The 23993-nt window shown below is 43.9% G+C and carries 26 protein-coding genes and 2 riboswitches; of the genes, 15 read left to right on the top strand and 11 right to left on the bottom strand.

Translation table 11 applies throughout. From position 1 onward, the window contains the following. Positions 1 to 204 precede the first annotated feature (204 nt). From ERX40_RS06745 to ERX40_RS06765, 5 genes are all read left to right on the top strand, one after another. Positions 205 to 396, top strand: coding sequence for a hypothetical protein (locus ERX40_RS06745; RefSeq protein WP_133417738.1), 192 nt, complete (start codon positions 205 to 207; stop codon positions 394 to 396). 179 nt (positions 397 to 575) lie between these two features. Further along, positions 576 to 1964 (top strand): MFS transporter, encoded by a 1389-nt coding sequence (locus ERX40_RS06750; protein ID WP_133417739.1) that lies wholly within the window; start codon positions 576 to 578, stop codon positions 1962 to 1964. Positions 1965 to 2002: 38 nt separating this feature from the next. After that, the gene (locus ERX40_RS06755) at positions 2003 to 3178 is read left to right on the top strand and encodes an amidohydrolase (protein WP_133417740.1); all 1176 of its coding nucleotides are present in this window, start codon (positions 2003 to 2005) and stop codon (positions 3176 to 3178) included. Positions 3179 to 3284: 106 nt separating this feature from the next. Beyond that, on the top strand, positions 3285 to 3728 hold the full coding sequence (locus tag ERX40_RS06760) for a DUF2243 domain-containing protein (RefSeq protein ID WP_133417741.1): 444 nt from the start codon (positions 3285 to 3287) through the stop codon (positions 3726 to 3728). Continuing rightward, positions 3728 to 4492: a cytochrome c oxidase assembly protein gene (locus ERX40_RS06765; protein WP_243712985.1), complete on the top strand. Its 765-nt coding sequence runs from the start codon at positions 3728 to 3730 to the stop codon at positions 4490 to 4492. Before ERX40_RS06760 ends, ERX40_RS06765 begins: the two co-directional genes overlap by 1 nt. A gap of 32 nt (positions 4493 to 4524) precedes the next feature. Here the strand turns inward: ERX40_RS06765 and ERX40_RS06770 are convergent, their stop codons facing one another. Next, on the bottom strand, positions 4525 to 5223 hold the full coding sequence (locus tag ERX40_RS06770) for a metal-binding protein ZinT (RefSeq protein ID WP_133417742.1): 699 nt from the start codon (positions 5221 to 5223) through the stop codon (positions 4525 to 4527). A 96-nt stretch (positions 5224 to 5319) separates the two neighbouring features. Here ERX40_RS06770 and ERX40_RS06775 point away from each other — a divergent pair, with 96 nt between their 5' ends. Further along, positions 5320 to 5796 carry a pyrimidine dimer DNA glycosylase/endonuclease V gene (locus tag ERX40_RS06775; RefSeq protein WP_133417743.1) on the top strand — a complete coding sequence of 159 codons (477 nt, stop codon included), beginning with the start codon at positions 5320 to 5322 and terminating at the stop codon, positions 5794 to 5796. A 1-nt stretch (position 5797) separates the two neighbouring features. On the opposite strand, the gene ERX40_RS06780 is transcribed toward ERX40_RS06775, so the two are convergent. Further along, positions 5798 to 6181 carry a YbgA family protein gene (locus ERX40_RS06780; RefSeq protein ID WP_133417744.1) on the bottom strand — a complete coding sequence of 128 codons (384 nt, stop codon included), beginning with the start codon at positions 6179 to 6181 and terminating at the stop codon, positions 5798 to 5800. Continuing rightward, entirely contained in the window at positions 6174 to 7061 is an 888-nt protein-coding gene (locus ERX40_RS06785) for a TIGR01777 family oxidoreductase (RefSeq protein ID WP_133417745.1), read from the bottom strand. Before ERX40_RS06785 ends, ERX40_RS06780 begins: the two co-directional genes overlap by 8 nt. A 372-nt stretch (positions 7062 to 7433) precedes the next feature. Here ERX40_RS06785 and ERX40_RS06790 point away from each other — a divergent pair, with 372 nt between their 5' ends. From ERX40_RS06790 to ahpF, 8 genes are all read left to right on the top strand, one after another. Beyond that, on the top strand, positions 7434 to 8996 hold the full coding sequence (locus ERX40_RS06790) for an alanine/glycine:cation symporter family protein (RefSeq protein WP_133417746.1): 1563 nt from the start codon (positions 7434 to 7436) through the stop codon (positions 8994 to 8996). A 288-nt stretch (positions 8997 to 9284) separates the two neighbouring features. Beyond that, entirely contained in the window at positions 9285 to 10682 is a 1398-nt protein-coding gene (locus ERX40_RS06795; protein ID WP_133417747.1) for an amino acid permease, read from the top strand. Positions 10683 to 10780: 98 nt separating this feature from the next. After that, positions 10781 to 10880: riboswitch (TPP riboswitch) on the top strand. Positions 10881 to 10952: 72 nt separating this feature from the next. Further along, the gene (locus ERX40_RS06800) at positions 10953 to 11528 is read left to right on the top strand and encodes an ECF transporter S component (RefSeq protein ID WP_133417748.1); all 576 of its coding nucleotides are present in this window, start codon (positions 10953 to 10955) and stop codon (positions 11526 to 11528) included. After that, on the top strand, positions 11518 to 12927 hold the full coding sequence (locus ERX40_RS06805) for an ABC transporter ATP-binding protein (protein WP_133417749.1): 1410 nt from the start codon (positions 11518 to 11520) through the stop codon (positions 12925 to 12927). The genes ERX40_RS06800 and ERX40_RS06805 overlap by 11 nt, the downstream gene beginning before the upstream one ends. After that, positions 12920 to 13711 carry an energy-coupling factor transporter transmembrane component T family protein gene (locus ERX40_RS06810; RefSeq protein ID WP_133417750.1) on the top strand — a complete coding sequence of 264 codons (792 nt, stop codon included), beginning with the start codon at positions 12920 to 12922 and terminating at the stop codon, positions 13709 to 13711. Before ERX40_RS06805 ends, ERX40_RS06810 begins: the two co-directional genes overlap by 8 nt. A gap of 107 nt (positions 13712 to 13818) precedes the next feature. Beyond that, positions 13819 to 15429 carry a M20/M25/M40 family metallo-hydrolase gene (locus tag ERX40_RS06815; RefSeq protein WP_133417751.1) on the top strand — a complete coding sequence of 537 codons (1611 nt, stop codon included), beginning with the start codon at positions 13819 to 13821 and terminating at the stop codon, positions 15427 to 15429. Between the two features lie 471 nt (positions 15430 to 15900). Continuing rightward, positions 15901 to 16470: an alkyl hydroperoxide reductase subunit C gene (gene ahpC / locus ERX40_RS06820; RefSeq protein ID WP_133417752.1), complete on the top strand. Its 570-nt coding sequence runs from the start codon at positions 15901 to 15903 to the stop codon at positions 16468 to 16470. Positions 16471 to 16550: 80 nt separating this feature from the next. Beyond that, the gene (ahpF, locus tag ERX40_RS06825; RefSeq protein WP_133417753.1) at positions 16551 to 18074 is read left to right on the top strand and encodes an alkyl hydroperoxide reductase subunit F; all 1524 of its coding nucleotides are present in this window, start codon (positions 16551 to 16553) and stop codon (positions 18072 to 18074) included. Between the two features lie 41 nt (positions 18075 to 18115). Here ahpF and ERX40_RS06830 read toward each other — a convergent pair whose 3' ends face one another. Genes ERX40_RS06830 through ERX40_RS06850 form a run of 5 tightly spaced genes read right to left on the bottom strand, consistent with a single transcriptional unit; the run spans position 18116 to position 21689 of the window. Then, entirely contained in the window at positions 18116 to 19090 is a 975-nt protein-coding gene (locus ERX40_RS06830) for a ThiF family adenylyltransferase (RefSeq protein ID WP_165980692.1), read from the bottom strand. Then, positions 19087 to 19854, bottom strand: coding sequence for a thiazole synthase (locus ERX40_RS06835; RefSeq protein ID WP_133417755.1), 768 nt, complete (start codon positions 19852 to 19854; stop codon positions 19087 to 19089). The genes ERX40_RS06830 and ERX40_RS06835 overlap by 4 nt, the downstream gene beginning before the upstream one ends. A 1-nt stretch (position 19855) precedes the next feature. Then, a complete protein-coding gene (gene thiS, locus ERX40_RS06840; protein WP_133417756.1) occupies positions 19856 to 20053 on the bottom strand; it encodes a sulfur carrier protein ThiS in 198 nt (65 codons plus the stop codon). Continuing rightward, on the bottom strand, positions 20050 to 21144 hold the full coding sequence (locus ERX40_RS06845) for an NAD(P)/FAD-dependent oxidoreductase (RefSeq protein WP_341777482.1): 1095 nt from the start codon (positions 21142 to 21144) through the stop codon (positions 20050 to 20052). The genes thiS and ERX40_RS06845 overlap by 4 nt, the downstream gene beginning before the upstream one ends. Beyond that, a complete protein-coding gene (locus tag ERX40_RS06850) occupies positions 21141 to 21689 on the bottom strand; it encodes a thiamine phosphate synthase (protein WP_165980693.1) in 549 nt (182 codons plus the stop codon). Before ERX40_RS06850 ends, ERX40_RS06845 begins: the two co-directional genes overlap by 4 nt. Before the next feature lie 56 nt (positions 21690 to 21745). Further along, positions 21746 to 21847: riboswitch (TPP riboswitch) on the bottom strand. 108 nt (positions 21848 to 21955) lie between these two features. Here ERX40_RS06850 and ERX40_RS06855 point away from each other — a divergent pair. Then, positions 21956 to 22492, top strand: coding sequence for a hypothetical protein (locus ERX40_RS06855; RefSeq protein WP_133417759.1), 537 nt, complete (start codon positions 21956 to 21958; stop codon positions 22490 to 22492). Positions 22493 to 22675: 183 nt separating this feature from the next. On the opposite strand, the gene ERX40_RS06860 is transcribed toward ERX40_RS06855, so the two are convergent. The 3 genes from ERX40_RS06860 to ERX40_RS06870 are packed head-to-tail and all read right to left on the bottom strand — an operon-like array spanning position 22676 to position 23985. Continuing rightward, positions 22676 to 23446 carry a sulfite exporter TauE/SafE family protein gene (locus ERX40_RS06860; RefSeq protein WP_133417760.1) on the bottom strand — a complete coding sequence of 257 codons (771 nt, stop codon included), beginning with the start codon at positions 23444 to 23446 and terminating at the stop codon, positions 22676 to 22678. Then, on the bottom strand, positions 23431 to 23721 hold the full coding sequence (locus ERX40_RS06865; protein WP_133417761.1) for a rhodanese-like domain-containing protein: 291 nt from the start codon (positions 23719 to 23721) through the stop codon (positions 23431 to 23433). The genes ERX40_RS06860 and ERX40_RS06865 overlap by 16 nt, the downstream gene beginning before the upstream one ends. A 3-nt stretch (positions 23722 to 23724) precedes the next feature. Beyond that, positions 23725 to 23985 (bottom strand): metal-sensitive transcriptional regulator, encoded by a 261-nt coding sequence (locus tag ERX40_RS06870; RefSeq protein WP_133417762.1) that lies wholly within the window; start codon positions 23983 to 23985, stop codon positions 23725 to 23727. Positions 23986 to 23993 lie beyond the last annotated feature (8 nt).

The raw sequence follows: 23993 nt of genomic DNA on the forward strand, positions 1-23993 counted from the left end.
TTAGAGTTTTTAAAATTGTAAGTATATTAAATAAGACGGTATTTTGTCAGCCATTAAGGGTCAGAAAAATGCGTATAGGAATCGATTAAAATGTAAAATGATAATTAAATTTAAAGCATTTTCTTTATTTGTTCACATTTATATTGTTAATACTTTAACGCTTTGAGGTATGATAGTGTTATTGAAAAGTCAGGATAGAAAGGCGTGAATGTAAACAAAAAAGAAGAAGAATTAAAAGATGTGATTGTTCTTGCTGGTCAGATTTTAGTTGAATCAGGTGCTGATGGTTTCCATATTGAAAATGCAATGAATGTGATTGCATATCACAGGTCAATAAAGTTTCCCGTCAGATTACTGGTGGCCATCTTGGGCTTCAGAATGCATTCAGTAAACTGAAAGCAGTCAAGTTCAGCCCTAGAAATTAAATTACTTGCAGGAGCGATTGCTTCAGGATTGCTAATCTCCGACTATTTGTTTCGACTCCTCATGAAAGGCAGCCTGGATAGATAAGGTGTTACTAGTGAAGATTTTGTATTAAAAACATGCAGTTAAAAAATAAAAAAAGGTGATTTAAAATGAATCAGACAAATCAGACGTACAAAGGTGACAATAAATTAATTTTTGGTATTGTATTAGCAGTATTAACATTCTGGTTATTTGCCCAGTCGCTTGTTAATATCGTGCCGACATTAAAAGATAGTTTTGATACAAGCATGGGTAATATTAATGCAGCGCTTAGTTTAACAGCACTTTTCTGTGGGATGTTCGTCGTAGGTGCGGGTGGTATCGCAGATAAATATGGTCGTGTAAAAGTGACGCAGATCGGTCTTATTTTAAGTATTATCGGTTCGGCACTAGTGATTGCAACAGACATTCCTGCTGTCCTGATGATTGGTCGTGTTATTCAAGGTCTATCAGCAGCAGCGATTATGCCTGCAACACTGGCAATTGTTAAAGCATATTATCATGACGCAGATCGTCAGAGAGCACTCAGCTTCTGGTCAATCGGTTCATGGGGTGGCTCAGGTATCTGTTCATTCTTCGGTGGAGCAGTCGCGACTTTTATAGGATGGAAATGGATTTTCGTATTTTCAATTGTTTTATCAGTTATTGCATTCTTCTTAATCAAAGGAACGCCTGAAACAAAAGCAGATCAAGAAACGCGTACACGCTTTGATGTACCAGGTTTAATGATTCTTGTTGTATTTGTTCTTGCACTTGAACTCTTCATTACTAAAGGTGGAGAATTTGGCTATGCTTCCCCGATTTCAATGGGCTTAATGGCAGCTATTGTGGTTTCATTTATCGCTTTCTACATGAGAGAACGTGTTTCTAAAAACCCGTTGATTGACTTCCATCTCTTCGCTAATAAACCTTATACAGGTGCAGTGGTCTCTAACTTCTTGTTAAATGCAGTCGGCGGGACGTTAATCGTTGCAAACACATTCGCTCAGCAAGGGCTTGGCTTCTCATCTTTTAAAGCAGGTCTATTATCACTGACGTATTTGGTGATGGTCCTTCTTATGATTCGTGTCGGTGAAAAAATGCTTCAGAAAATGGGCGCTAAAAAACCGATGATGTATGGCTCGCTCATCGTGTTAGTAGGGATTGCATTAATATCACTGACATTCTTACCTGACACACTTTATGTCATCAGTTCTGTAATTGGTTACTTGTTATTCGGTCTTGGTTTAGGTATTTATGCGACACCATCTACAGATACAGCAGTTTCAACTGCACCGGCTAATAAAGCAGGGGTAGCAGCAGGGATCTACAAAATGGCTTCTTCATTAGGGAATGGTTTCGGGATGGCAATCAGCGGAGCAGTATATGCAACAGCTATACTCAGCATGGGTCTAGCAAATGGTGCAATGATTGCACTCTGGGTGAACGTTGCGATGGCACTGATTTCATTCCTGGCTATCTTCTTCATGGTACCGAATGATGATAAACGAGTGAAATAGCGGGTATAGTAGGTTACCTGATTTAAGGAGATGACAGAATGATAGACCAATTAATCAAAGCACTTGAAGAAAAAGAAGGCATGATGATTGAGATCAGACGTCATTTACATGAGAATCCGGAGCTTTCCTTCCAGGAAGAACGGACTGCACAGTATATTGTAGATTTCTATAAAGGGAAAGAGGTACAGGTAGTGACGGATGTCGGTGACCGTGGTGTTAAAGTGATAATTGATTCCGGTAAGCCCGGTAAAACACTTGCTATCCGTGCTGACTTCGACGCACTACCGATTCAGGAAGATACAGGTCTCCCGTTCGCTTCTAAAAATCCAGGCGTGATGCATGCATGTGGACATGACGCGCATACGGCCTATATGTTAGTGCTTGCTGAAACACTCGCTGAAATGAAAGATTCATTCTCAGGCAAATTAATCGTGATTCATCAACCGGCAGAAGAAGTACCACCAGGTGGGGCACAAGGCATGATCAAGGACGGAGTTCTTGAGGGTGTCGATCATGTCGTAGGTGTTCATGTTATGAGCACGATGGAAGCAGGGAAGGTCTTTTATAGAGCAGGCTTTATACAGACAGGACGCGCTTTCTTCAAACTAAAAGTGATCGGCAAAGGTGGACATGGTTCTTCACCTCATCTGGCGAATGATGCTATTGTAGCGGCCAGCCACTTTGTCACGGCAGTTCAGACAGTTGTTTCGCGTCGTCTGAATCCATTTGAGACAGGTGTAGTGACGATTGGATCCTTTGATGGTAAAGGGCAGTTTAATATTATCCGTGATAATGTGACACTTGAAGGTGATGTTCGTGGTCTGACTGAGGAGACGAAAAAGACGATTGAAAAAGAAATCAAGCGTCTGACAAGTGGACTTGAAGAGCTGTTCGGTGTTACATGTGAACTTGACTATAACGATGACTATCCAGCGCTCTATAATGACCCTGAATTCACAGACTATGTCTCTTCAACACTGAAAGAACAGCTTGAAGGAATCCCGGTGGAAGAATGTGAAGCGCAGCCGCCTTCAGAAGACTTCGCTTACTATGCAAAAGAGAAGCCAAGTGTGTTCTTTTATGTGGGTGCAGCGCCAGAAGATGGAGAAATCTTTCCGCATCATCATCCGAAATTCGATATCAGCGAGAAATCTTTGCTTATAGCTGCGAAAGCGGTGGGTACTATCGTGCAGGATTATTTAAAAAATGAATAATAATAAATAGAGACAGTGACCGGGGTCACTGTCTTTTGGCTGTTTTTTGTGTTCAATCACTAAAAGAGGGTAAACGTATTCAAAAGTATGTCTGGAGGAGACAGTAATGCAGAATGGAACTTATATGAAAGAGCATAAATGGTCAGGGTTTATCTTCGGTGTCGGTCTGGCAGGATTTATCGATGAGATTGTTTTTCATCAGTTTCTTCAGTGGCATCATTTCTATGATCAGATGACCAAGGAAATCGGTCTCTTATCGGATGGCGTACTCAATGCCATGTGCGGTTTCTTTATTATATTTGGGTTGTTTCTGCTGGCTGATGCCAGACGTAAATATCCGACTGACTGGGTATTCTGGATAGGGCGAGTACTGATGGGGATGGGTTCGTTTCAGGTATATGATGGCATCATCAACCATAAGGTCCTGAAAATGCACCAGATCCGCTATGTCGATAATGTACTGACATACGATATTATCTGGATGATCGCCGGATTATCACTTATTGTAATGGGTTATCTCATGTCACGCAGAAGAGGGATGATGAAGTAATGCATATGCATCATCAGGCAGCTTTCTCAGGGATGGATGGTCTGATTATTTTCAGTGCTGTCCTGCTGATTGGCAGCTATTTATATGCTGCTGGCAGAACAGGATGGTCGTTCCTGCGGATGTTCTCATGGGTCCTGGGTATACTATTAGCTGTTCTGGTGATGGTAGGGCCGCTGGCAGAACAGATGCAGCGTAACTTTATTTCACATATGTACGGCCATCTTCTTCTTGGCATGCTATCACCGCTTCTTCTCGTACTGTCAGCACCGATGACGCTGCTGCTCCGGACATTACCGGTAAAATATGCACGTAAAGTCTCTCAGCTGATGAACAGTCGCTATGTACAATTGATTTCTCATCCCGTAACCGCACTTTTACTGAACGCAGGAGGGTTATGGCTGTTATACCGTACCGATTTATTTATGATGATGCATCATTATACATGGCTGCATTATCTTATCCATTTTCATATTTTTGCTGCCGGCTATCTTTTCACTGCCGTTATGGTCGAAATTGATCCACTCAGACATCCTTATTCTTTTAAATATCGGTCAATAGTCATGATCGTTTCAATTGCGCTCCATCAGATACTTTCAAAGTCATTCTATCCTTATCCCCCGGCAGGAGTCTTGCCTGAACAGGCTCAGACCGGTGCTATGGTCATGTATTACGGCGGTGATATCATTGAACTCACTATCATTTTTGTCATGTGCCTGAAATGGTATCGATCAGTTCGTCCGGGAAAAAGACAGTTTGCTGCATAAAGACGATATTCGGCTGAATATCGTCTTTATCATCAGTGTGCCATCATTTCTTCTGCAATTTCCTCACCTGACAGGTCACTGAAGTAATAAGTTGGCCAGTGTTCCATCTCTTTCAGGAGTGCTGCACGGTCATCGCCCATATAGATATGAAAATGATCGGCAAGTTTAGGGGCGATATTATGGTCGCTGAACTGAATATATTGAGGGGCTTCTGAGTCTCCGGCTGTTTTCTTGAAAATAAAACGAACACCACGATTCCCTTTTTTATAGTTCAATATTTCTTTACCATCGTATGTATATTTCCCGGAGAATTTCCTGTCATCTCTATAGAAATCTATCATTTCTTTACCGATAACGATACGGGAGATATCCGTTTTATAGCCGGTTGTGTAGTAATCTTTGTATTCTGAAGCTGTCATTTCAGGTTTTTGTTCAGCTTTATGCTTAAAGACGTCATCCAGTGTGCCATCTTTGAGCAGTGGATAGACAGACTGCCAGTCGCCTTCCCAGTCAGTGAGTGCTCTATCTTTGACTTGGTTGTCTTTAAAGTAACCGTCATAAACTTTTTTCTCGGCATCTGTCATATGGTGATGATCGTGATTATGTTCATGACTATGCTGGTGCTCCTCTGTGGAGATTTTCTCCTGCGCCTTGTCAGGTGTCTGAGTGCCACATGCTGTCAGAACTGATGCCAAAGAGACAAGGCTTAGGCCTTTAATCAAATAATTCATATATCCTCCTATAAAACGTAATAGTTACGATTTATAATTATAGTGAAGGACAACAGATTCGTCAATCATAAACTCATAAAAAAAGGAAGATATGCGATGCAGATATTTCGTATTGATGCTGATCACATTATCAGTGCGCGTTATTTAGATAACAGAAGACTTTCAAAACAGGTACTTGAACTCTATCAGATCATTCGTGTCTGTCTGGCAGAAATGAAGATCATCGAAGGGAACACGCGTTATTTGCATCATCCAATTGTCAAGCATGCTTACAACGGCGGAAAACCTTATATCATGGATCTCTATCATATGCTGGTGGCGATGGATAACGAGCACCAGCGAAGAGGAGGCAAGCGTTCTGATGCATTTAAAGAAGATCTGAGACTTCTCGGTGAAATCATCGCAGCTCATCAGTCGCTATTCTCTCATGAACTATTGCCGCCTTATTATGTTTATGGAGATGCAAAGCTGGAAGGGGAACAGGTTTATGAGGCCTATCAGAAGCTGCTGCAGGAAAAATGGCAGAATGATACGATCAGTCCGCGCTGTGGATGGAAAAAACGACTCCCATAAGTTAACGGGAATCGTTTAAAATGCTGCTATCCTTTAAGTATTGCACGTCATACTGGATAGCGAGTTCATATAAGTAACTGATTATTCTCTCGGCTGTCGCCGGGAGGTCATCCAAAAGGTTCATGAAATGTGCTTTTTCCTGTGATGTGGCTTTCTTCTTGAAATACCCCCATATATGCTGGAAGGTGTTGATCATTGAACCGCGGGTCGGCGTGAGAGTATACGCGCTGTTTATTTCTGCATCGAGAATCCTGATATCCGTCAGCGGTTCTTTCATCAGCTGGCGGATATGGTTATAGTGATGCTGACTATGATACATCACTTTATATTTTTCTTCGCGCCAGCGTTTTTCCACTGCTTTCTTCTGTTCTTTCTGGTTATCCATATAGATCTTCCAGTGCTTTTTCTATTGTCGGATACTCAAATTTAAACCCTGCCTGTTCTAACTTTTCCGGCAGAACGCGTTGTCCGTCAGTCACCATCACGGCCTGCTCACCGAGTACAGCATCAAGAGCAGCTTCGGGCACGGGCAGTAAATGAGGCTTATGCAGTGTTTTCGCGATAGCACGACCGACCTGTTCCTGCGTAGCAGGATGAGGTGCGGTCATATTATAGACACCTGTCAGTTCATTGTCAGCGATATAGAGCAGGCCATGAATCAGGTCATCGATATGAATCCATGAGTAGACCTGCTGGCCATCGCCGATATTGCCGCCGATGAAAAACTGATAGGGTTTGACCATAATCGGTAGTGCACCGCCGTTGTTCGAGAAAATAACGCCGAACCTGCCGTAAGCCGTTCTGACATCATTCATCTCTATTTTATGTGCTTCCTGTTCCCAGAGATGAACGGTTTCAGATAAGAAATCGAATGGCTTAAACTGATGTTCTTCTGTGTATGTGAGGTGCTTTGCAGGTGGATAATAACCTACTGCACTTGCCGAGATGAAGAATGGTTTCGTTTGCTGCTGATCAATGATTATTTTTAACTTGGCTGTAGATTCAATACGACTTCTTACAATGGCTTCTTTGTGCTTTTGTGTCCATCTGTTACTGAGACTGGCACCCGCAAGATTGACGACTATATCCACTTGAGGCACTTTACTTATGAAGCCTTCCTGCTCCCAGTTGATATATTTGATTCGTTCGGTGTCCTGCTTGTCGCTTCGTGTCAGAATATAGAATTCATAAGGCAGTTTCTTTGTTAATTCAATAAAGCGTGAACCTACCAGGCCGGTTCCGCCGCTCATCAATATCTTCTTCATAATTTCATCTCCCTGCTCGTTTTCTATATGGTTTCACTATACCCTAGTCCTGTACTTTAATACCCAGAAACTTGATTCAAATTCTATAATGTCCGGCACGCGGAAGTAGCGACCCTGGCAGCGGCCAGCTAGACAAATCTGGAAGAAGGCAAACTTGAAAAATGCTGCCACTTAAAAACTGATCAGACGTGTGCGTTAATATGTATGACGGAAATCAGAATTACGCCTCTGATTTTTTTATTTCATAGAAAAATCCGCTTGCTATATTTTCAGAATAATTAAATAATTCATTGCTTATATAGAGGGGGGTACGTATAATGAGGATAACAATTAACACAAAAAAAATATATTAACTGTAAAGGGGTACAGGGGATGGAGAATTTAGTCAGTACTTTAATGGATTTGGTCTGGAGTAAACCGCTTGTATATGGCTTGCTACTGACAGGTATTATCTTTTCATTTATGATGAGGTTTTTCCAGGTCAGACATTTTTCAGAGATGATCAGGCTGATGTTTCAGGGGGAAAAGTCGCCGACAGGAATCACGAGTTTTCAGGCGATTGCTTTATCATTGGCAGGACGTGTCGGTACAGGAAACATTGTCGGTGTTTCCACAGCGATTTACATCGGGGGTCCCGGTGCGGTGTTCTGGATGTGGGCGACAGCTTTTCTCGGCGCAAGTTCAGCGTTTATTGAGTCAACATTGGGTCAGATCTACAAACGTGAAGAAAATGGTGAATATCGCGGGGGACCTGCATACTATATCGAACAAGGCATCAAGGGGCGCTTTGGTCGCATCTATGCCATTATTTTTGCGCTTGTCACTATTCTGTCATGTAGTTTATTATTACCAGGCGTCCAGTCAAATGCGATTGCCAACTCCATGAAAAATGCATTTGGTATTGAAGGATGGATTATCGGTGCGATTCTTGCTGTTGTTTTAGCGGTTATTATTTTTGGGGGTGTTAAATCAATCGCAAACGTTGCGACAGCTGTTGTACCATTTATGGCAATACTGTATATCCTCATGGCGCTGGTCATCATTGTACTGAACATCAAGGAAGTACCCGGACTATTTGCTTTGATCTTTAAATCAGCGTTCAATATGGAATCTGCTTTCGGCGGTATCTTTGGTGCCATGATTGAGATTGGTGTTAAGCGGGGCTTATACTCAAACGAAGCAGGACAAGGGACAGGACCTCACGCCGCAGCTGCAGCTGAAGTTTCCCATCCGGCTAAACAAGGTCTGGTACAAGCCTTCTCGGTATATGTTGATACATTATTTGTATGTACAGCAACCGCATTGATTGTCTTATTGACAGGGACATACAATACGACTGATGGTACTGTCGGTAAGGACGGTGCGCCGCATTTGATCAAGGATGGCGGCGTCTATGCAGAATCAGCCGGCGAAAAGGACTATTCCGGTACCGCGATGTATGTGCAGTCAGGTATTGATAAAGCCTTTCATGGACCGGGCTATCAGTTTGACCCGGCCTATTCAGGATTTGGTTCTTACTTTGTAGCTATTGCACTGTTCTTCTTCGCATTCACGACTATCTTAGCTTATTCTTATATCGCAGAGACGAATGTTTCGTACTTAATGCAAGGACAGAGCAAGTCAGCTATCACTATCGGTTTTAATATCGCACGTGTTCTGCTTATTGCCGCAACAGTATATGGCACGGTCAAAACAGCTGACTTAGCATGGCAGCTCGGTGACTTAGGTGTCGGACTGATGGCATGGCTGAATGTGATTGCGATATGGATTCTGCATAAACCGGCTGTAAAAGCATTAAAAGATTATGAGCGTCAGAAAAAAGAACTCGGTTCTGGTCGTTATGCCATCTACAGACCAGATCCAGAGGAACTGCCGAATGCTAAATTCTGGCTGGAAGATTATCCGGAACGACTTAGACAAGAGAACATTCAGTAAAATGTAGTAGAGGAAATACTTTTTCATAAAAGTATTTCCTCTTTTTTATTTGTCCTTTAAACAGATGAAAAAATCTGTTATATAGCAATAAACAGACATTAAGTAACCTTAAAATATATTATAGTTTACATAAAAACTACATTTTAAAAGGAAATTTCAGGTTTAATGGAGTGATGCGTTAACGCTTAAACGCTTTCAATTTGTGATTTACTAATTCAAATTTTGCTGTATAATAACAGTAGAATTTAAATATAACTCTATAACTTATAGAGGGAATGGGGAAGTAAGATGGAAGAAAATCAGTTACACAGAGGCTTGAGTTCTCGTCAGGTTCAGATGATTGCTCTGGGAGGGACAATTGGTGTCGGTTTATTCATGGGGGCATCAAGCGTTATCAACTGGGCAGGACCATCAGCACTACTCGCGTATTTAGTAGCAGGTATTTTCTTATTTTTCATTATGCGTGCAATGGGTGAAATGGTTTACTTGTACCCGACAACAGGATCATTTGCCCAATATGCAAATGACTATATTCATCCGGCAGCAGGATATGCAACAGCATGGAGTAATATATTCCAGTGGGTTGTCGTCGGTATGAGTGAAGTAATCGCAGTAGGTCAGTATATGCAGTACTGGTGGCCGGAATTACCGACATGGATTCCTGGTCTCATCGTGGTCGTGACACTTGCCCTTGCTAACTTAGTCTCAGTCAAAGCATTTGGTGAGTTTGAGTTCTGGTTCGCGATGATTAAAGTCGTGACAATCATCTTGATGATTATTGCCGGTGTAGGCGTTATCTTATTCGGTTTCGGTAACGGCGGTAACCCGATTGGTTTCGGTAACTTAACAGAACATGGCGGGTTTTTCCCGAATGGTCTCACAGGATTCTTATTTGCACTGTCTATTGTAGTAGGTGCATACCAGGGGGTTGAATTAATCGGTATTACAGCCGGTGAAACGAAAGATCCACAGAAAAATATCCAGAAAGCAGTGAACAGCATTGTCTGGCGTATTCTTATTTTCTATATCGGTGCAATCTTCGTAATCGTAACTGTTTATCCGTGGGATCAGTTGGGCAGTATCGGCAGTCCGTTCGTTGCCACATTTGCTAAGATCGGTATCGCGGTTGCAGCTGGACTCATCAACTTTGTCGTGATTACTGCAGCAATGTCGGGCTGTAATGCAGGTATCTTCAGTTCAAGCCGTATGGTCTATACGTTGGCGCAAGAAGGCAAAATGCCTCGTATCTTCGGTAAAGTCATGAAAACAGGTGTACCGTTCTACGCTGTACTTGCTATTTCAATCGGTATTTTCTTAGGTGTTATCCTGAATGTGATCATCCCAGGTGCAGACAAGATATTCGTCTATGTCTACAGTGCTTCAATTTTGCCGGGTATGGTGCCGTGGTTTATGATTCTAATCAGCCATATGCAGTTCAGAAAGAGACATCCTGAATTAATCGAGAATCATCCGTTCAAAATGCCGGGTGCGCCAGTCACTAACTGGTTAACTATCGGCTTCCTGGTACTGGTTCTTATCTTCATGCTGATTAACCCGGACACTCGTATATCCGTTATTATCGGTTTTGTTTTCCTTGCTGTTGTCACAGCCGCATACTTTATGCTGGGCTATAACAAAATGGATAAAGCGAGAGGCAGACAGGAAAGAACCATCTATCACGATTAATCAATAAAGGTGATGCTCAGGCATCGCCTTTTTATTTTTCAGCAAATAGTGTTGACTTTAATTTCTGACAAGTATACAGTTTTAATACAAATACATAACAGAAACACTAGGGGTGTTTTTAAAACTGAGACGAGAAGACTCGAACCCTTTGAACCTGATCTAGTTGATGCTAGCGGAGGAAAGTGTAAAGATAGCAATATCTCTATGTCTTTTTTGACACGCAATCATCTCGTGATGGTCGCGTGTTTTTTGTTGCAGGAGGATCTAGTGATGAAAAAAGGTTTGACGTTATCGGATATTTTAGTGACGGTATTAGTAGCAGTGATTTTTGGTTTTATTTATAACTTATGGTGGCTTCCATATGAAGCAGTTAAGCCGCTGGGTCTGCATTTCGATCAGTTGGCATACGGCATGTGGTTTGCGGCAGCGGTTGCCGCGTACCTGATTGTACCTAAATACGGAATTGCCTTGCTCGCAGAATTCGCAGCGGGTGCCGGTGAGACCATTGTAATGGGAAAATTTGATATTGTGACATTAGTCTATGCATTCCTGCAGGGACTGGCATGTGAACTTGTTTTTATGGCGTTCAGATACAAATCGCGGCGTGCAGCAGTCTGTATTTTAGCGGGCGTTGCTGCAGCTTTAATCAGTCTGCCGATTGACTACTACTACGGTTATATGAAAGAGGTCGCAGCGTGGAACTTGATGTTATTTATTCTTTTTCGTGTCATCAGTGGTGCTGTCCTTGCCGGTATCATGCCGTATCTGCTTGTCAAAGCACTCGACCAGACAGGTGTAACGAAACTATTCCGTTCAGCATCTCAGGAAGACTATGATGCACTCTAATTCAATCAAAGTAACAGACTTAAGATTAAAATATCCAGGGAGCAAAGAGAAGATATTCAACCATCTGAACATAGAAATAAAAGATAAAGAGAAAGTATTGCTTCTTGGACCATCAGGTTGCGGCAAAAGTACATTGCTGAATGTACTGGCCGGCATCGTGCCGGAGCTGGTTGAGCTGCCCATGAAATACGATGAACTGGAGATAGATAAAGAGGCTGCTGTGATTTTCCAGGATCCTGACAGTCAGTTCTGCATGCCGAAAGTATACGAGGAAATGGCCTTTATTCTGGAGAATCAACGGGTGCCGGCCGCAGAAATGAAGCCGCGTATAGAGAAAGCCTTAAGAGCTGTGGGACTTGATGTCGATGAATCGCAGTATATCAATGCGCTGAGCGGAGGTATGAAGCAGAAGCTCGCTATTGCAGGCACGCTCCTGCAGGATGCACACACCTTATTTCTGGATGAACCGTCAGCAATGCTTGATTCAGAAGCGACCAAACAGCTCTGGCATCTTCTGATTGACATATGGCATGAGCAGACGGTTGTCATCGTTGAGCACAAGGTTGAATATATATGGCAGCATGTGGACCGTGTGATTGTCATGAGTGAGCAGGGTGAAATCATCCAGCAGGGAACACCTGCCTATATTCTCGAACATCATGCAGAGCTGCTCAGCGATTATGGAGTATGGCATCCGGGAGCCTGGGATTATGCGCCGGCTAAGCTCACATTTGAACAGAGGACTGAACCGGTATTCGAGTTCCAGAAAGGTATCGTCAAAAGAGGAAAACGTGACCTCTATAGGGTGGATGAACTTGCAATAGGGCTCGGGGAATGGATCGTGATCACAGGCCATAACGGCGCAGGTAAGACCACCCTGCTGGAATCCATGCTGCAGATGGTCCCTTATAGCGGCGAGATGTATTACGAGGATAGAAGATTGACCAAAGTCAGAGACGCTGCTAAGCATCTGTATCTGGTCTATCAGAATCCGGAACTGCAGTTCATTCAGAACAGTGTCTATGATGAGATTCATGTCAATTACTATCATCAGCATAAAAAGACAGCTCAGGAGAAGACGACGGCGATGCTCGAGATGTTACAGCTCGCTCATGTCAGTGAACAGCATCCATTCGAACTGTCAATGGGTCAGAAGCGCAGACTGAGTGTCGCAACAGCACTCAGCTCACCGGCCGATATGATACTGCTTGATGAACCAACGTTCGGACTTGACAGCCGTAATACATTTCAGCTGATAGAACTATTTAAGAGGCGGGTTCAAGAAGGGCAGACGGTTATGATGGTGACGCATGACCCTCATATCGTGGAACGTTATCCGTCCAGACGACTGCACGTTGAGAACGGCATACTGACGGAGGTGCCTGTTAATTATGTATGAGAAATTTAAAATCCGCATCACCTTCATGGATCATGTCAATATTCTCACGAAGATGATCATCGGGGTTCTCCTGTTTTTCTTCGTGATCTTCGTGCACCGGTTTGACATAATGCTGTATATGGCAGCCCTCATGTTTCTTTTTATGCTGCTGTTTTCTGGTACAAGAATGAAAGTTGTACTGCTGCTGTTCTCCATCATTGCACTATTCAGTGTGACATCATCACTCTTTATGATTTTCTACGGAGAAGGTATGCACACCTTGTTCAGGTGGGGGATTATTCATATCACGACCGAAAGTCTGTTTCGGGGGCTGCATCTATCTCTTAGGACCATTACAGTCAGCAGTCTCGGTCTCTGCATTGCTTTCACTACACAGATTGTCATGGTTTTCTACAGTCTGATGCAGCATCTTAAGGTGAAACCCAAGTTTGCCTATGCTTTTATGGCAGCGATTCGGATGGTCCCATTGATGATAGAATCATTCTTTCAGCTGAGAAATTCGCTCAGGATGCGCTATCAGATGATTGATCCTGGTCAGTACCGGGGCGTTAAGCGTATCAAGCATCTGCTGATTCCCTTGATGAGTCAGAATATCCGAAAAGCCCATAGGCTGGCTGTTGCGATGGAGAAGAAGGGATTTAAGGATGGACCGAGAACTTATTATTATCATGTACCGTTCAGCTGGTATGATCTGCTTTTTGTTATCGTCATTGTAGTGCTCACAAGCTCGGCATTTATGCTGGCTGACGCACTACCGGTCACGGGTTTAGAGGATGTCCGATAATAAACCAGCTGCTATTTTTTATAGCAAGAGGTTTTCATTCTTTTAAGGTGTACTTTATCTTTTTGACTTCAGGTATTATGATGGAACTAGATGAAGGAGGTAAGGGGATGGAAGGATTATGGCAAAGTGCAGAGGCCCGAGAGGCACTGCTGAAGGATATTGTGAAGTTTGATAGTGTGACACTGTCTCAGGGTGAGAAAGCGTTTCCGTATTTTATACAGCAGATGCTGCTGGAACTGCCTTATTTCAAGGAGCATCGTGAGCAGCTGGTACTGGCACCGACTGGTGACGGAAGACATACGCTGATGGCACATTACACGGGGCAGACGTCTAAAAAGACGATTGTACTGATCAGTCATTATGACACAGTAGGTATTGATGATTTCGGTGATTATGAACAGGCGGCCTTTGATATGGAGGCGATTACGGCGCTCTTTAAAGAAGACGACGCCTATCTGAACGAGACAGCGAAAGATGACCTGACTTCAGGCGGCTATCTTTTTGGACGGGGTTCCATGGATATGAAACCGGGCCTGATGCTGCACCTCTCTTTGATTGAGAAAGCGATTCTTGAAGAGTGGGATATCAATCTGATGCTGATGACCGTGCCGGATGAGGAAGTGAACTCGCTCGGTATGCGCACGGCGATGGTGAAATTAAGTGAGATTGCTGCCCAGCAGAATCTCGACATCGTTCTGCATTTAAACAGCGAACCGACTTTTCAGCAGCAGGCTTCTGACAATGCACATTATGTCTACTCAGGTTCTATCGGTAAATTGATGCCAGCCGTGCTTTGTTACGGAGAGGAGACGCATGTCGGTACACCGATGAACGGTGTGAGCTCGAACTTTATGCTGAACTTCATCAATCAGTCTATGGAATATAACCGAAAATTCAAGGAGACCTTTGAAGACGAAGCAACGCCTCTGCCGGTCGCACTGATGAATAAAGACATCAAAGATTATTATGACGTGCAGACGCCGTTCCGTTCAGTGGCCCTTTACAATGTCTTCTCATTCAAACAGACCGCTGCTGAAGTATTCAGTCAGTTCAATGCTATTGTCCGGGAAGCGAAAGAGAAATGTGAAGCGGCATACCACGCTATATTCGAACAGGAAGGTGTCGATAGAGCACTCGACATTAAAGTTCTGACCTATGAAGAACTGCTGATAACAGCAAATGAACAGTTAGGTCATGACAAAGTGGAGGAGATTATCAGCGGGTGTACGGCTGAGCCTGCACTCTACTTGCAGAACATTCATATAGTAGATGAGCTCATAAAGAACTGTAAGGCAATCGGCCCTGCTATCATCACTTTCTTTGTGCCGCCTTATTATCCGGCTGTCAACGCCTCCTACGAAGAAGACATTGAGGAACTGGTGAAGCGGGTAGGTGAGAAAGCACGACGTGAATTCAACAGGAAGAGCAAGCGACTGCATTATTTCAACGGAATCAGTGACCTCAGTTACTGTCTGGCTGATAGTGCGGGCAGCGGCAAAATATATGCTGATAATACGCCGACATTCAGGCGGACCTATCATATTCCTTTTGACGAGATTCACAGTGTGCAGGCCCCTGTCCTCAACTGTGGTCCAATCGGCAAGGATGCGCATAAGGTGACGGAACGACTTAATATGAAGAGTGCGTTCGAGGAACTGCCTGTTCTGCTTGAAACCATTATCCGTTATTATCTGCAGCAGACAGAAAAACATCTCTGAAAATTTTTCAGAGATGTTTTTTGTTAGTTCAGTCCTGACACCTTTCTGACTGACATCCAGTCCGCCTTCAATGCGATTTTTGACGGCGACATCGGTATAGACAGCAATATGGGGCGTGACGATCACTTTCTTATCATCGGTTAAAAGTGACAGCACTTTATACTCTATTTCTTTATCGCTGAAACCCTTAGTTAAATAGTTGCTTTCAAGCTCATACGTATCAAGGTCTGCTGTCATTTCTGGTGTCAGAATATCATTCACTCCTTAAGCTTTCAGTGAGAATATTAAGGAGTGAATGATAATATTCTTTATATAGATACCAATTATATACGTTTTCTCCTGTCTTGAAATCGTCATATAATAACTAAGTTTTCTTCGTTGACTTCAGCGTGTAAACATGTAACAATAGAGAAGTGCTAGATTATAATAATTATAATCTAAAAATTATTTAACCATATGGAGGATTTATTCATGTCATTAATCAACAAAGAAATCTTACCGTTCACTGCCAATGCTTATGATCCTAAAACGGATCAATTCATTGAAGTATCCAATGAATCGATGAAAGGTGACTGGAGCATTGTCTGCTTCTACCCGGCTGACTTCACATTTGTCTGTCCGACTGAATTAGAAGATTTACAAGATCACTATGAAACTTTACAAGGCCTCGGTGTCAATGTTTATTCTGTTTCATGTGATACACACTTTACGCATAAGGCGTGGCATGATCATTCAGATGCTATCTCTAAAATTCAGTACACAATGATCGGCGATCCTTCTCATACAATCGCGCGTAACTTCGATGTTTTAGAAGAGTCAGAAGGACTTGCGCAACGTGCGACATTCCTGATTGACCCTGATGGCGTTGTGCAGACAATGGAAATCAACAATGACGGCATCGGTCGTGAAGCAAGCGTTCTTGTAGATAAAGTGAAAGCTGCTCAATATGTACGCTCTCATGACGGTGAAGTATGTCCTGCTAAATGGAAAGAAGGGTCAGAGACATTAACACCTGGTCTTGACTTAGTCGGTAAAATCTAAGCAGAAATCAAGTCAATAGCTATAAAAAACACCACAACGTTCTATAGACGTTGTGGTATCTCATTTAAGGAGGAACAGCTATGTTGAACGACACTTTAAAACAACAGCTAGCTCAATATTTACAGTTACTTGAAGGTGATGTGGTTATCACGGCAAGTATTGATGAAGGTAAAGCTTCAAAAGATATGATGGAGTTACTGAATGAAGTATCAGAAATGTCATCTCGTATTTCATTGCAGAAGGCTACATTAAAACGTACACCAAGCTTCACGCTATCCCGTCCAGGTGAAGAGGCACGTATCACGTTTGCAGGTACACCGCTTGGTCATGAATTCACTTCATTTGTGCTGGCACTCCTGCAAGTGAGCGGACGCCCGCCGAAAGAGGAACAATCAACGATCGACCAGATCAGCAAGATTGAACAACCCTTACATTTCGAGACTTATATCAGTCTGACATGTACAAAATGTCCGGATGTGGTTCAAGCGCTGAATCTGATGTCAGTCTTAAATCCGAATATTACACATACTATGATAGATGGTGCGGTGTTCCGTGAAGAATCGAAGGATATCATGGCAGTTCCAAGCGTCTTCTTAAACGGTGAAGAGTTCGGCAGTGGACGCATGACGGTTGACGAAATTGTTGCTCAAGTGGGCGGCGGCTTGGATGCGTCTGAATTAAATAGTAAAGAAGCATTCGAAGTCCTCGTAATCGGTGGTGGTCCTGCCAGTGCAGCAGCAGCAATCTATGCAGCACGTAAAGGTCTGCGTACAGGTATGGTTGCTGAACGTATTGGGGGCCAGGTTAATGATACAGCAGGTATCGAGAATCTGATCGGCGTCAAAGAAACGACGGGACCGGCGCTGTCACAGAACTTAAATGACCATATCCGTGACTATGATATCGATGTCATGACAGCAGTCCGTGTAGCTGCCATCGACAAAGTTGATGACAAGGTTGAAGTTGAACTGGAGAATGGTGCGAAGCTGTCATCTAAGACACTGATCATCGGTACGGGTGCTAAATGGCGTAATATGAATGTACCGGGCGAAGCAGAATTTAAAAACAAAGGTGTTGCCTACTGTCCGCACTGTGACGGTCCGCTCTTTGAAGGTAAACGTGTCGCTGTTGTCGGTGGCGGTAACTCAGGAGTTGAGGCGGCCATTGACTTAGCGGGTATCACAGAACATGTGACATTGCTTGAATTCGGCGAATCTTTAAGAGCAGATGCGGTTCTGCAGGAACGCCTTGCATCACTTCCTAACTCAGAGATCATTACGCAGGCAGCGACAAAAGAACTTACAGGCACTGATAAACTGAAGAAACTGACTTATACAGAACGCCATACAGGTGAAGAGAAATCAATTGATCTGGAAGGTGTCTTTGTACAGATCGGTTTAGTGCCGAACACCGAATTCGTCGGTGATACAGTTGCCCTTAACGAACGTGGTGAAATCATCGTTGACCGCAACGGCGCAACGAATGTACCAGGTATCTTTGCAGCAGGTGACTGTACAGACCAGACATTCAAACAGATTATCATCTCCATGGGATCAGGGGCAACAGCTGCACTTAGCGCGTTTGACTACTTGATCAGAAACTAATATTAAAGCGTCTATTTCCTCGGAAATAGACGCTTTTCTTGTTATAGCATCTGATTGACTATATGTTCTGCCTGCTGCTGGTTGGCTGCTCCACTGATGATGACACGGCCATCATGGAAGAAGCTGATCTGATACTGCTTATCTTGATAATATTTGAAGTGCAGGGATGATTTCTGGAAGTTAAGCTTCGTGCTGGTGAAACGTTCAGCATTCAGTCTGATCATATATTTACCGCCGCATAGCTTTACAACGTTCTCGAGCTGTCTTTGCAGAAGATGGTAACGATCTTGGCCGCATGTTTCGCAGGCAGGGTTCTTCAGTCTGTCCGCTTTTGTCTGCTGAAAGCGCATCGTCTGTGTATCAAAGGTGATGAGCTGTTGTGAGAACTGACCCGTCGCCATATAGTTCATGATTTCAGCGACCTGCATGCTTGCTGACAGATGAGCGGCGGGGGGCAGGATACCGGCGATGGAGCAGTCCTGACCCGTTGATTGATCTTCAAGTAGCAGACATTTAAGACAGGGTCCACTGTGGTCGATACCCAGGACGGTACCTTTTGTGCCGAGACATGCACCATAGACCCAGGGAATCTGATGCTTATGACAGGCTTCATTGATTAAAAAGCGTGTACTGAAAGCATCTGTCCCGTCGATGACAATGGTCGGAGTGTAGCGTCTGATAAGTGCTTCTATATTAAGAGATGTCACTTCTTCAGTGTGAGTAAAGATCTCACTGTCACCGTTAATGTTCTGAAGGTGATTCTTTAAAGCAATGACTTTAAGGAGATGGTCCGCTGCATCTGCTTCCGTGTAACAGCTCTGGCGATGCAGGTTGGAGACTTCAACAATATCCATGTCACAGATAACAAGGCGCCCTGCTCCGGCACGAGTCAGTTGTTCACTGACAGCACTGCCGAGAGCACCCGCACCGATAACTAAAAATGTAGCCTGTTCCATAAGCTGCTGGCCCTTCTGACCGAAAGCTCCACACCTTATCTGACGCTCGTAACGACTCACAGGAACTGCAGGCCTTCCACCGGGCTTGACGGATTGGCGACATATTGTTTAGGAATGCGGCCTGCTTCGTAGCTGAGTCTACCTGCCATTACGCCGTACTTCATGGCTTCGGCCATTTTGACAGGATCTTTCGCACCGGAGACAGCTGTGTTAAGTAAGACAGCATCTGCACCGAGTTCCATCGCATATGCAGCATCTTTTGCCGAGCCTATACCTGCATCAACGATAACAGGAATACTGACGCTTTCGACCATATAGCTGATGTTCAGCGGGTCATTGATGCCGAGACCTGTACCGATAGGGGCACCGAGCGGCATCACTGCATGGACCCCGAGTTTCTCCAGCTTCTCAGCAAGAACAACATCACAGTTGATATAAGGACAGACGGTATAGCCTTTTTCCAGCAGGCGTCCGCAGGCTTCATACGTTTCTAATGAATCAGGCAGCAGCGTACGGTCATGACCGATAATCTCTACTTTAATCATATCGCACATGTCGGCATGACGGGAGATGTCCGCGATTTTAATGGCTTCTTCAGCCGTTTTAGCACCCGCTGTGTTCGGAAACGTGCGATAACGATTCAAATCAACATCTGCTAATGGGTTAGGAAGTGACTGATCAAATAAGTTCATACGACGCACTGCGAACGTAAGCGCTTCTGTGCCGCTTGCTTCAATCGCCTTCGTCTGAACTTCTGCATCCTTAAATTTACCTGTACCGAGAATCAATCTTGAGTTAAATTCATAGTCACCGATTTTATACATATTATCCGCCTCCGACAAATTCTAGTAATTCTAATCGCATCGCCTGAACCAGACGAGTTGTTGCAAATGCTGTTTCTTTGATGGGTTCATCGTCTATCAGGACGACAATCCTTCTGTCATCAATCCTCAGTTCCCTGATGAGTGCCTGCAGTGTTTCTGCCTGCGTTGTATAGTTTTCACCATTTAAAATAATAATCATGTAGTGAACTCCTTTAATTTGAAATGATTAAGTACCGGGTCGCGCCTGCCTTGAATGAGTTCAGCCATATAACGACCTGTAATGGCAGATAGCAGAATACCATTCCGATAATGACCGGTCGCAATATAGAGGCCGGGTCTGCATTCATCGAGATAGAGCGCATGATTCTCCGTAAAAGGCCGGACGCCGCTGTAGGTACGGATGATTTCTCCATCTTTCAGGGCGGGTATCATGTTGCTGCTTTCAGTCAGCAGCCAATCCTTGCCTTCGTCTGAGACAAAGGTTTCGCGGTCAGGATGACTGGTCGCACCGATCAGGTAATGATGGTCATGCTTCGGGACGATATAGCAGCCGTTAGTACCGAAGAGGGAAGGACCGAGTTCAAGCGTCGGATGATACATATAGCAGACTTCTCCGCGCATACCTGACACCGGCAGATGGATATTCAGCATGGCCAGTAAATCCTGTGACCACGCACCGCCAGCAATGAGCAGTTTCTCACATACAAACTGATTGCGGTCCGTTCTGATTCTATAGTGAGAGTCGTGAGTCAGACTGATGACTTCCTCCTCGTAGAAATCTATATGAGCTAAGGATGCTTTCAGTGCCATCGTGTAACAGGCAGCATCAATCTGACCATCATCCGGTATATATATCCCTGAAGTTCCTTCTATACCAGCGTGAAGCTTCTTAAGGTCATCCTGCTGCAGTAATCTCACCTTTGAATCTGTCGAAGAAAGGAATTGATACTGACGGTTGAACATCCCTATATCTTCCGGTCTGCTTAAGTATTTAATGAGGCCCTGCTGGCTGAAATGTATCGGATGACCTGTCTCTGACTCAAGCGCTGCAATGACTTCAGGCATCATCGCCCGGCCTGCCATCGATAATCTGTATAGCGCATTATCCTCGTAGAATTCATTCTGGGCTCCAAGCATGCCGCCTGCTGCATATGACGCACGCTGCCCCGGCTGATTCCGATCGATGATTGCCACAGAAAGCGATCCGGGTAAATTTCTTGCGATAGACATGCCGATGACACCGGCTCCGATAATGACTAGATCATATGTCTTGATACGAACACCTTCTATTCCTGAACATTTGAATTTTCAAACAATCGAATTCCTGCATATCCTATGAAGCCTTGCGGGATAAGTGGAAGTGTTTCGTGCGTAATTCCCCCTAACGCGATGAGAGGTAGACCCACTGCCAGAGCCGCATTCATTTCCTCGTCACTTTTAGGTGCGAGCCCTGGTTTAGAAGGGGTCGGGAAGAGATGACTGTATAGACCGTAGTCCAGCTGATGCTGTCTTGCTTCAGCACAGGCTTCGGCACTATGTACGGCCATACTGATAGAAAGATGAGGCTGTGCAGCCTTAAGCTGATAAGCGGCCCCATCACCTTGACGAAAATGAATGTGGGTCAAATTGAAGTGTCTCAGCAATCCGACATGACTATGGATGATCAGCTTATCCGGATTGAATCCTGTATTTAATAAATCGTGTATTAAACTATAAAGTTGATCTTCTGTCCATTCCAGACGTAAAATGACGCCATCTATGTCATTTTCTATCTGGAACAGAGAAGGAAGCAGTTCGTCGGCGGGCTTATCAGGTGTAATCGCTATTCTTAACAAAGGCCTTTCCTCCAATAAAAAAGGCCTCCAGCATAAGATGCTGAAGGACCTTGAAAGTCTCACATATTATGCTTCCCTACGTTGGCGTTAACCATATCAGGTTCAAAGAGTTAGACTTATGTCCTCTCAGCTCGTTCAGAGCACCTCCAGCAAATCTATTCAGTTATGATTTCAGATTATCATTTATTATATAGAAGTGCAATGTAAGTTGTTTCAGAGTACGCTTAATGTGGAACTACTATAGTGAACATAAAAGGAGGTTCATCATGTTACTATTGCAGTTTTTACAGAGCGAACTGACCATGGACGTGGGATTATTTGAAAGTGAAGACCAGATCAAAGAATGGCTTGAACAGCTACCTATTTATGAGGAAGACGAGGTCTATTTCCTGGATGGGGATAAGTTGAATGACTATATTGAAATTTCGTATCAGAATAGCCGTTATCCAGTCACATCGTTCAGCTTTGATGAGTCTGAATCTATCTTGATCAGCTGGACAGAAGTACCCGTTATCAGTCAGACAGATGGCCTCGTTGATGGCGTGACTAAAGTGGATGCCTATATGATTGACAATGCAGATCTGAAAGATTATATCTCAGCTAGAGAAGAAGCGGTATCAAGTTTGATGAACCATTACAGAGAAAAGGGTCAGCAGGTTGACCGGGCAGGACATGCGTCAGAGGACGGTGAGTACCTGCTGCTTGATGGGGAATTGCTGACGCACCTCGATCCGATGTTCGTGGATCAATGGAAGAAAAGCGTGTCTGTTGATTCATTCACTGAGCAATTTGAGGAAGAATAATCAGTTGCCAATCATTTGATTGGCAATTTTTTGTGGAATCCATTCACCCTGTGCTGCATCCAGTCCACCGTCCACGAGGAGCAATATCTGTAAACGATATGAGGGGTGAGGATGATTCAGGCTCAATCAAGTTCTTCAGAAATAAAAAGATGCCCGCTCTCTTATTCAGAGAGTGGGCATCTTTTACATTATTTCAAGCAGCATCTTCACTGCAGCCGCTGCAATAAGAGCAGCGAGAATGTAGCGGAGCACTGACTGATTTGTTGCTTTGGATACTTTTGTGCCAATAGGAGCCATAATCAGACTCGTCACGACAAGCGGAATCATGAGCATGAAATCCACATCGCCGGTCACTGATTTCATGATGAATGTTCCGATGGATGAGATAAAAGCGATAAAGATACTGCTGGCCACAACGCTTCTGAAAGGGGCCTTAAAAAGCGCGAGTAGCACGGGCACGATGATAAAAGCACCGCCTGCACCGACAATACCTGATAAAACACCGATCATCACAGCAGTGATAAAGAGCAGAACTGGATTGAAATGTTCTTTTGTATGTTCTGGTCTCACTTTGACGAACATGAGCATTACGGCCAATATTGCGAGTCCGGTATAGACGATATTGATGATAGATGCATCAAAAAGGGATGCACTATACGCACCTGCCAGACTGCCGACCAGGATGCCGCTGCCCATCGGTATAATCAGTCGTCGATTGACAGCTGGATTATGATGTTGACTGATGCTGCCGCTCAGTGTGCTGAAGAAAACCTGGGCAGCCGTCAGTCCGCTGGCAAGGTGAGGCGTGATTGTCTCTATCCCGAATAACGGCGGTATGAAGAGCAGCATCGGAAATATAATGATAGCACCACCGATGCCGACAAGCCCTGAAACAAAGGCGCCTACTGCTCCTATGACCAGGAGAAGAATAATCAGCGTCACAGCCTGTTCCATTCAATCATGCCACCTTGGACATTGGTAGTCTGAACACTGCGCTCATCTAAATAGTGACATGCCATACCACTGCGATTGCCTGACCGACAGATGATGATATAATCATCTGTCGTATTGAACTCATCTGCACGTGCTTCCAGTTCTGATAGCGGAATGTTCTGTGCCTCTTTAATACTATCTTCTGTATATTCGTCTACTTCTCTGACATCAATGAGTTTAATGTCGGCTTTTTGGTCAAGTAACTGTTTCAGACTCTTTACTGTAATTGTATTCATATTCTACCTACTTTTGATCAACAGATTCACTGCTTCTTTCACAAGCTCATCTGTATCTTCATTATTTTTGACGTTCTTTTTGACGCATTCCGCTAAATTCTCGCTGACGATAACACCGATCAGTCGCTCAATTCCACTGCGTGAGGCGCTGAGCTGCGTGACGACTTCCCGGCAATCTTTTTCTTCCTCCATCATTTTGAGAACACCATTCAATTGACCCTGCAGCCTTTTCAGACGGTTGATTGAATTTTTATCATATTTCATATGCTTCC

Source organism: Macrococcus carouselicus, assembly GCF_004359515.1.
GTDB classification, from domain to species: domain Bacteria; phylum Bacillota; class Bacilli; order Staphylococcales; family Staphylococcaceae; genus Macrococcus; species Macrococcus carouselicus.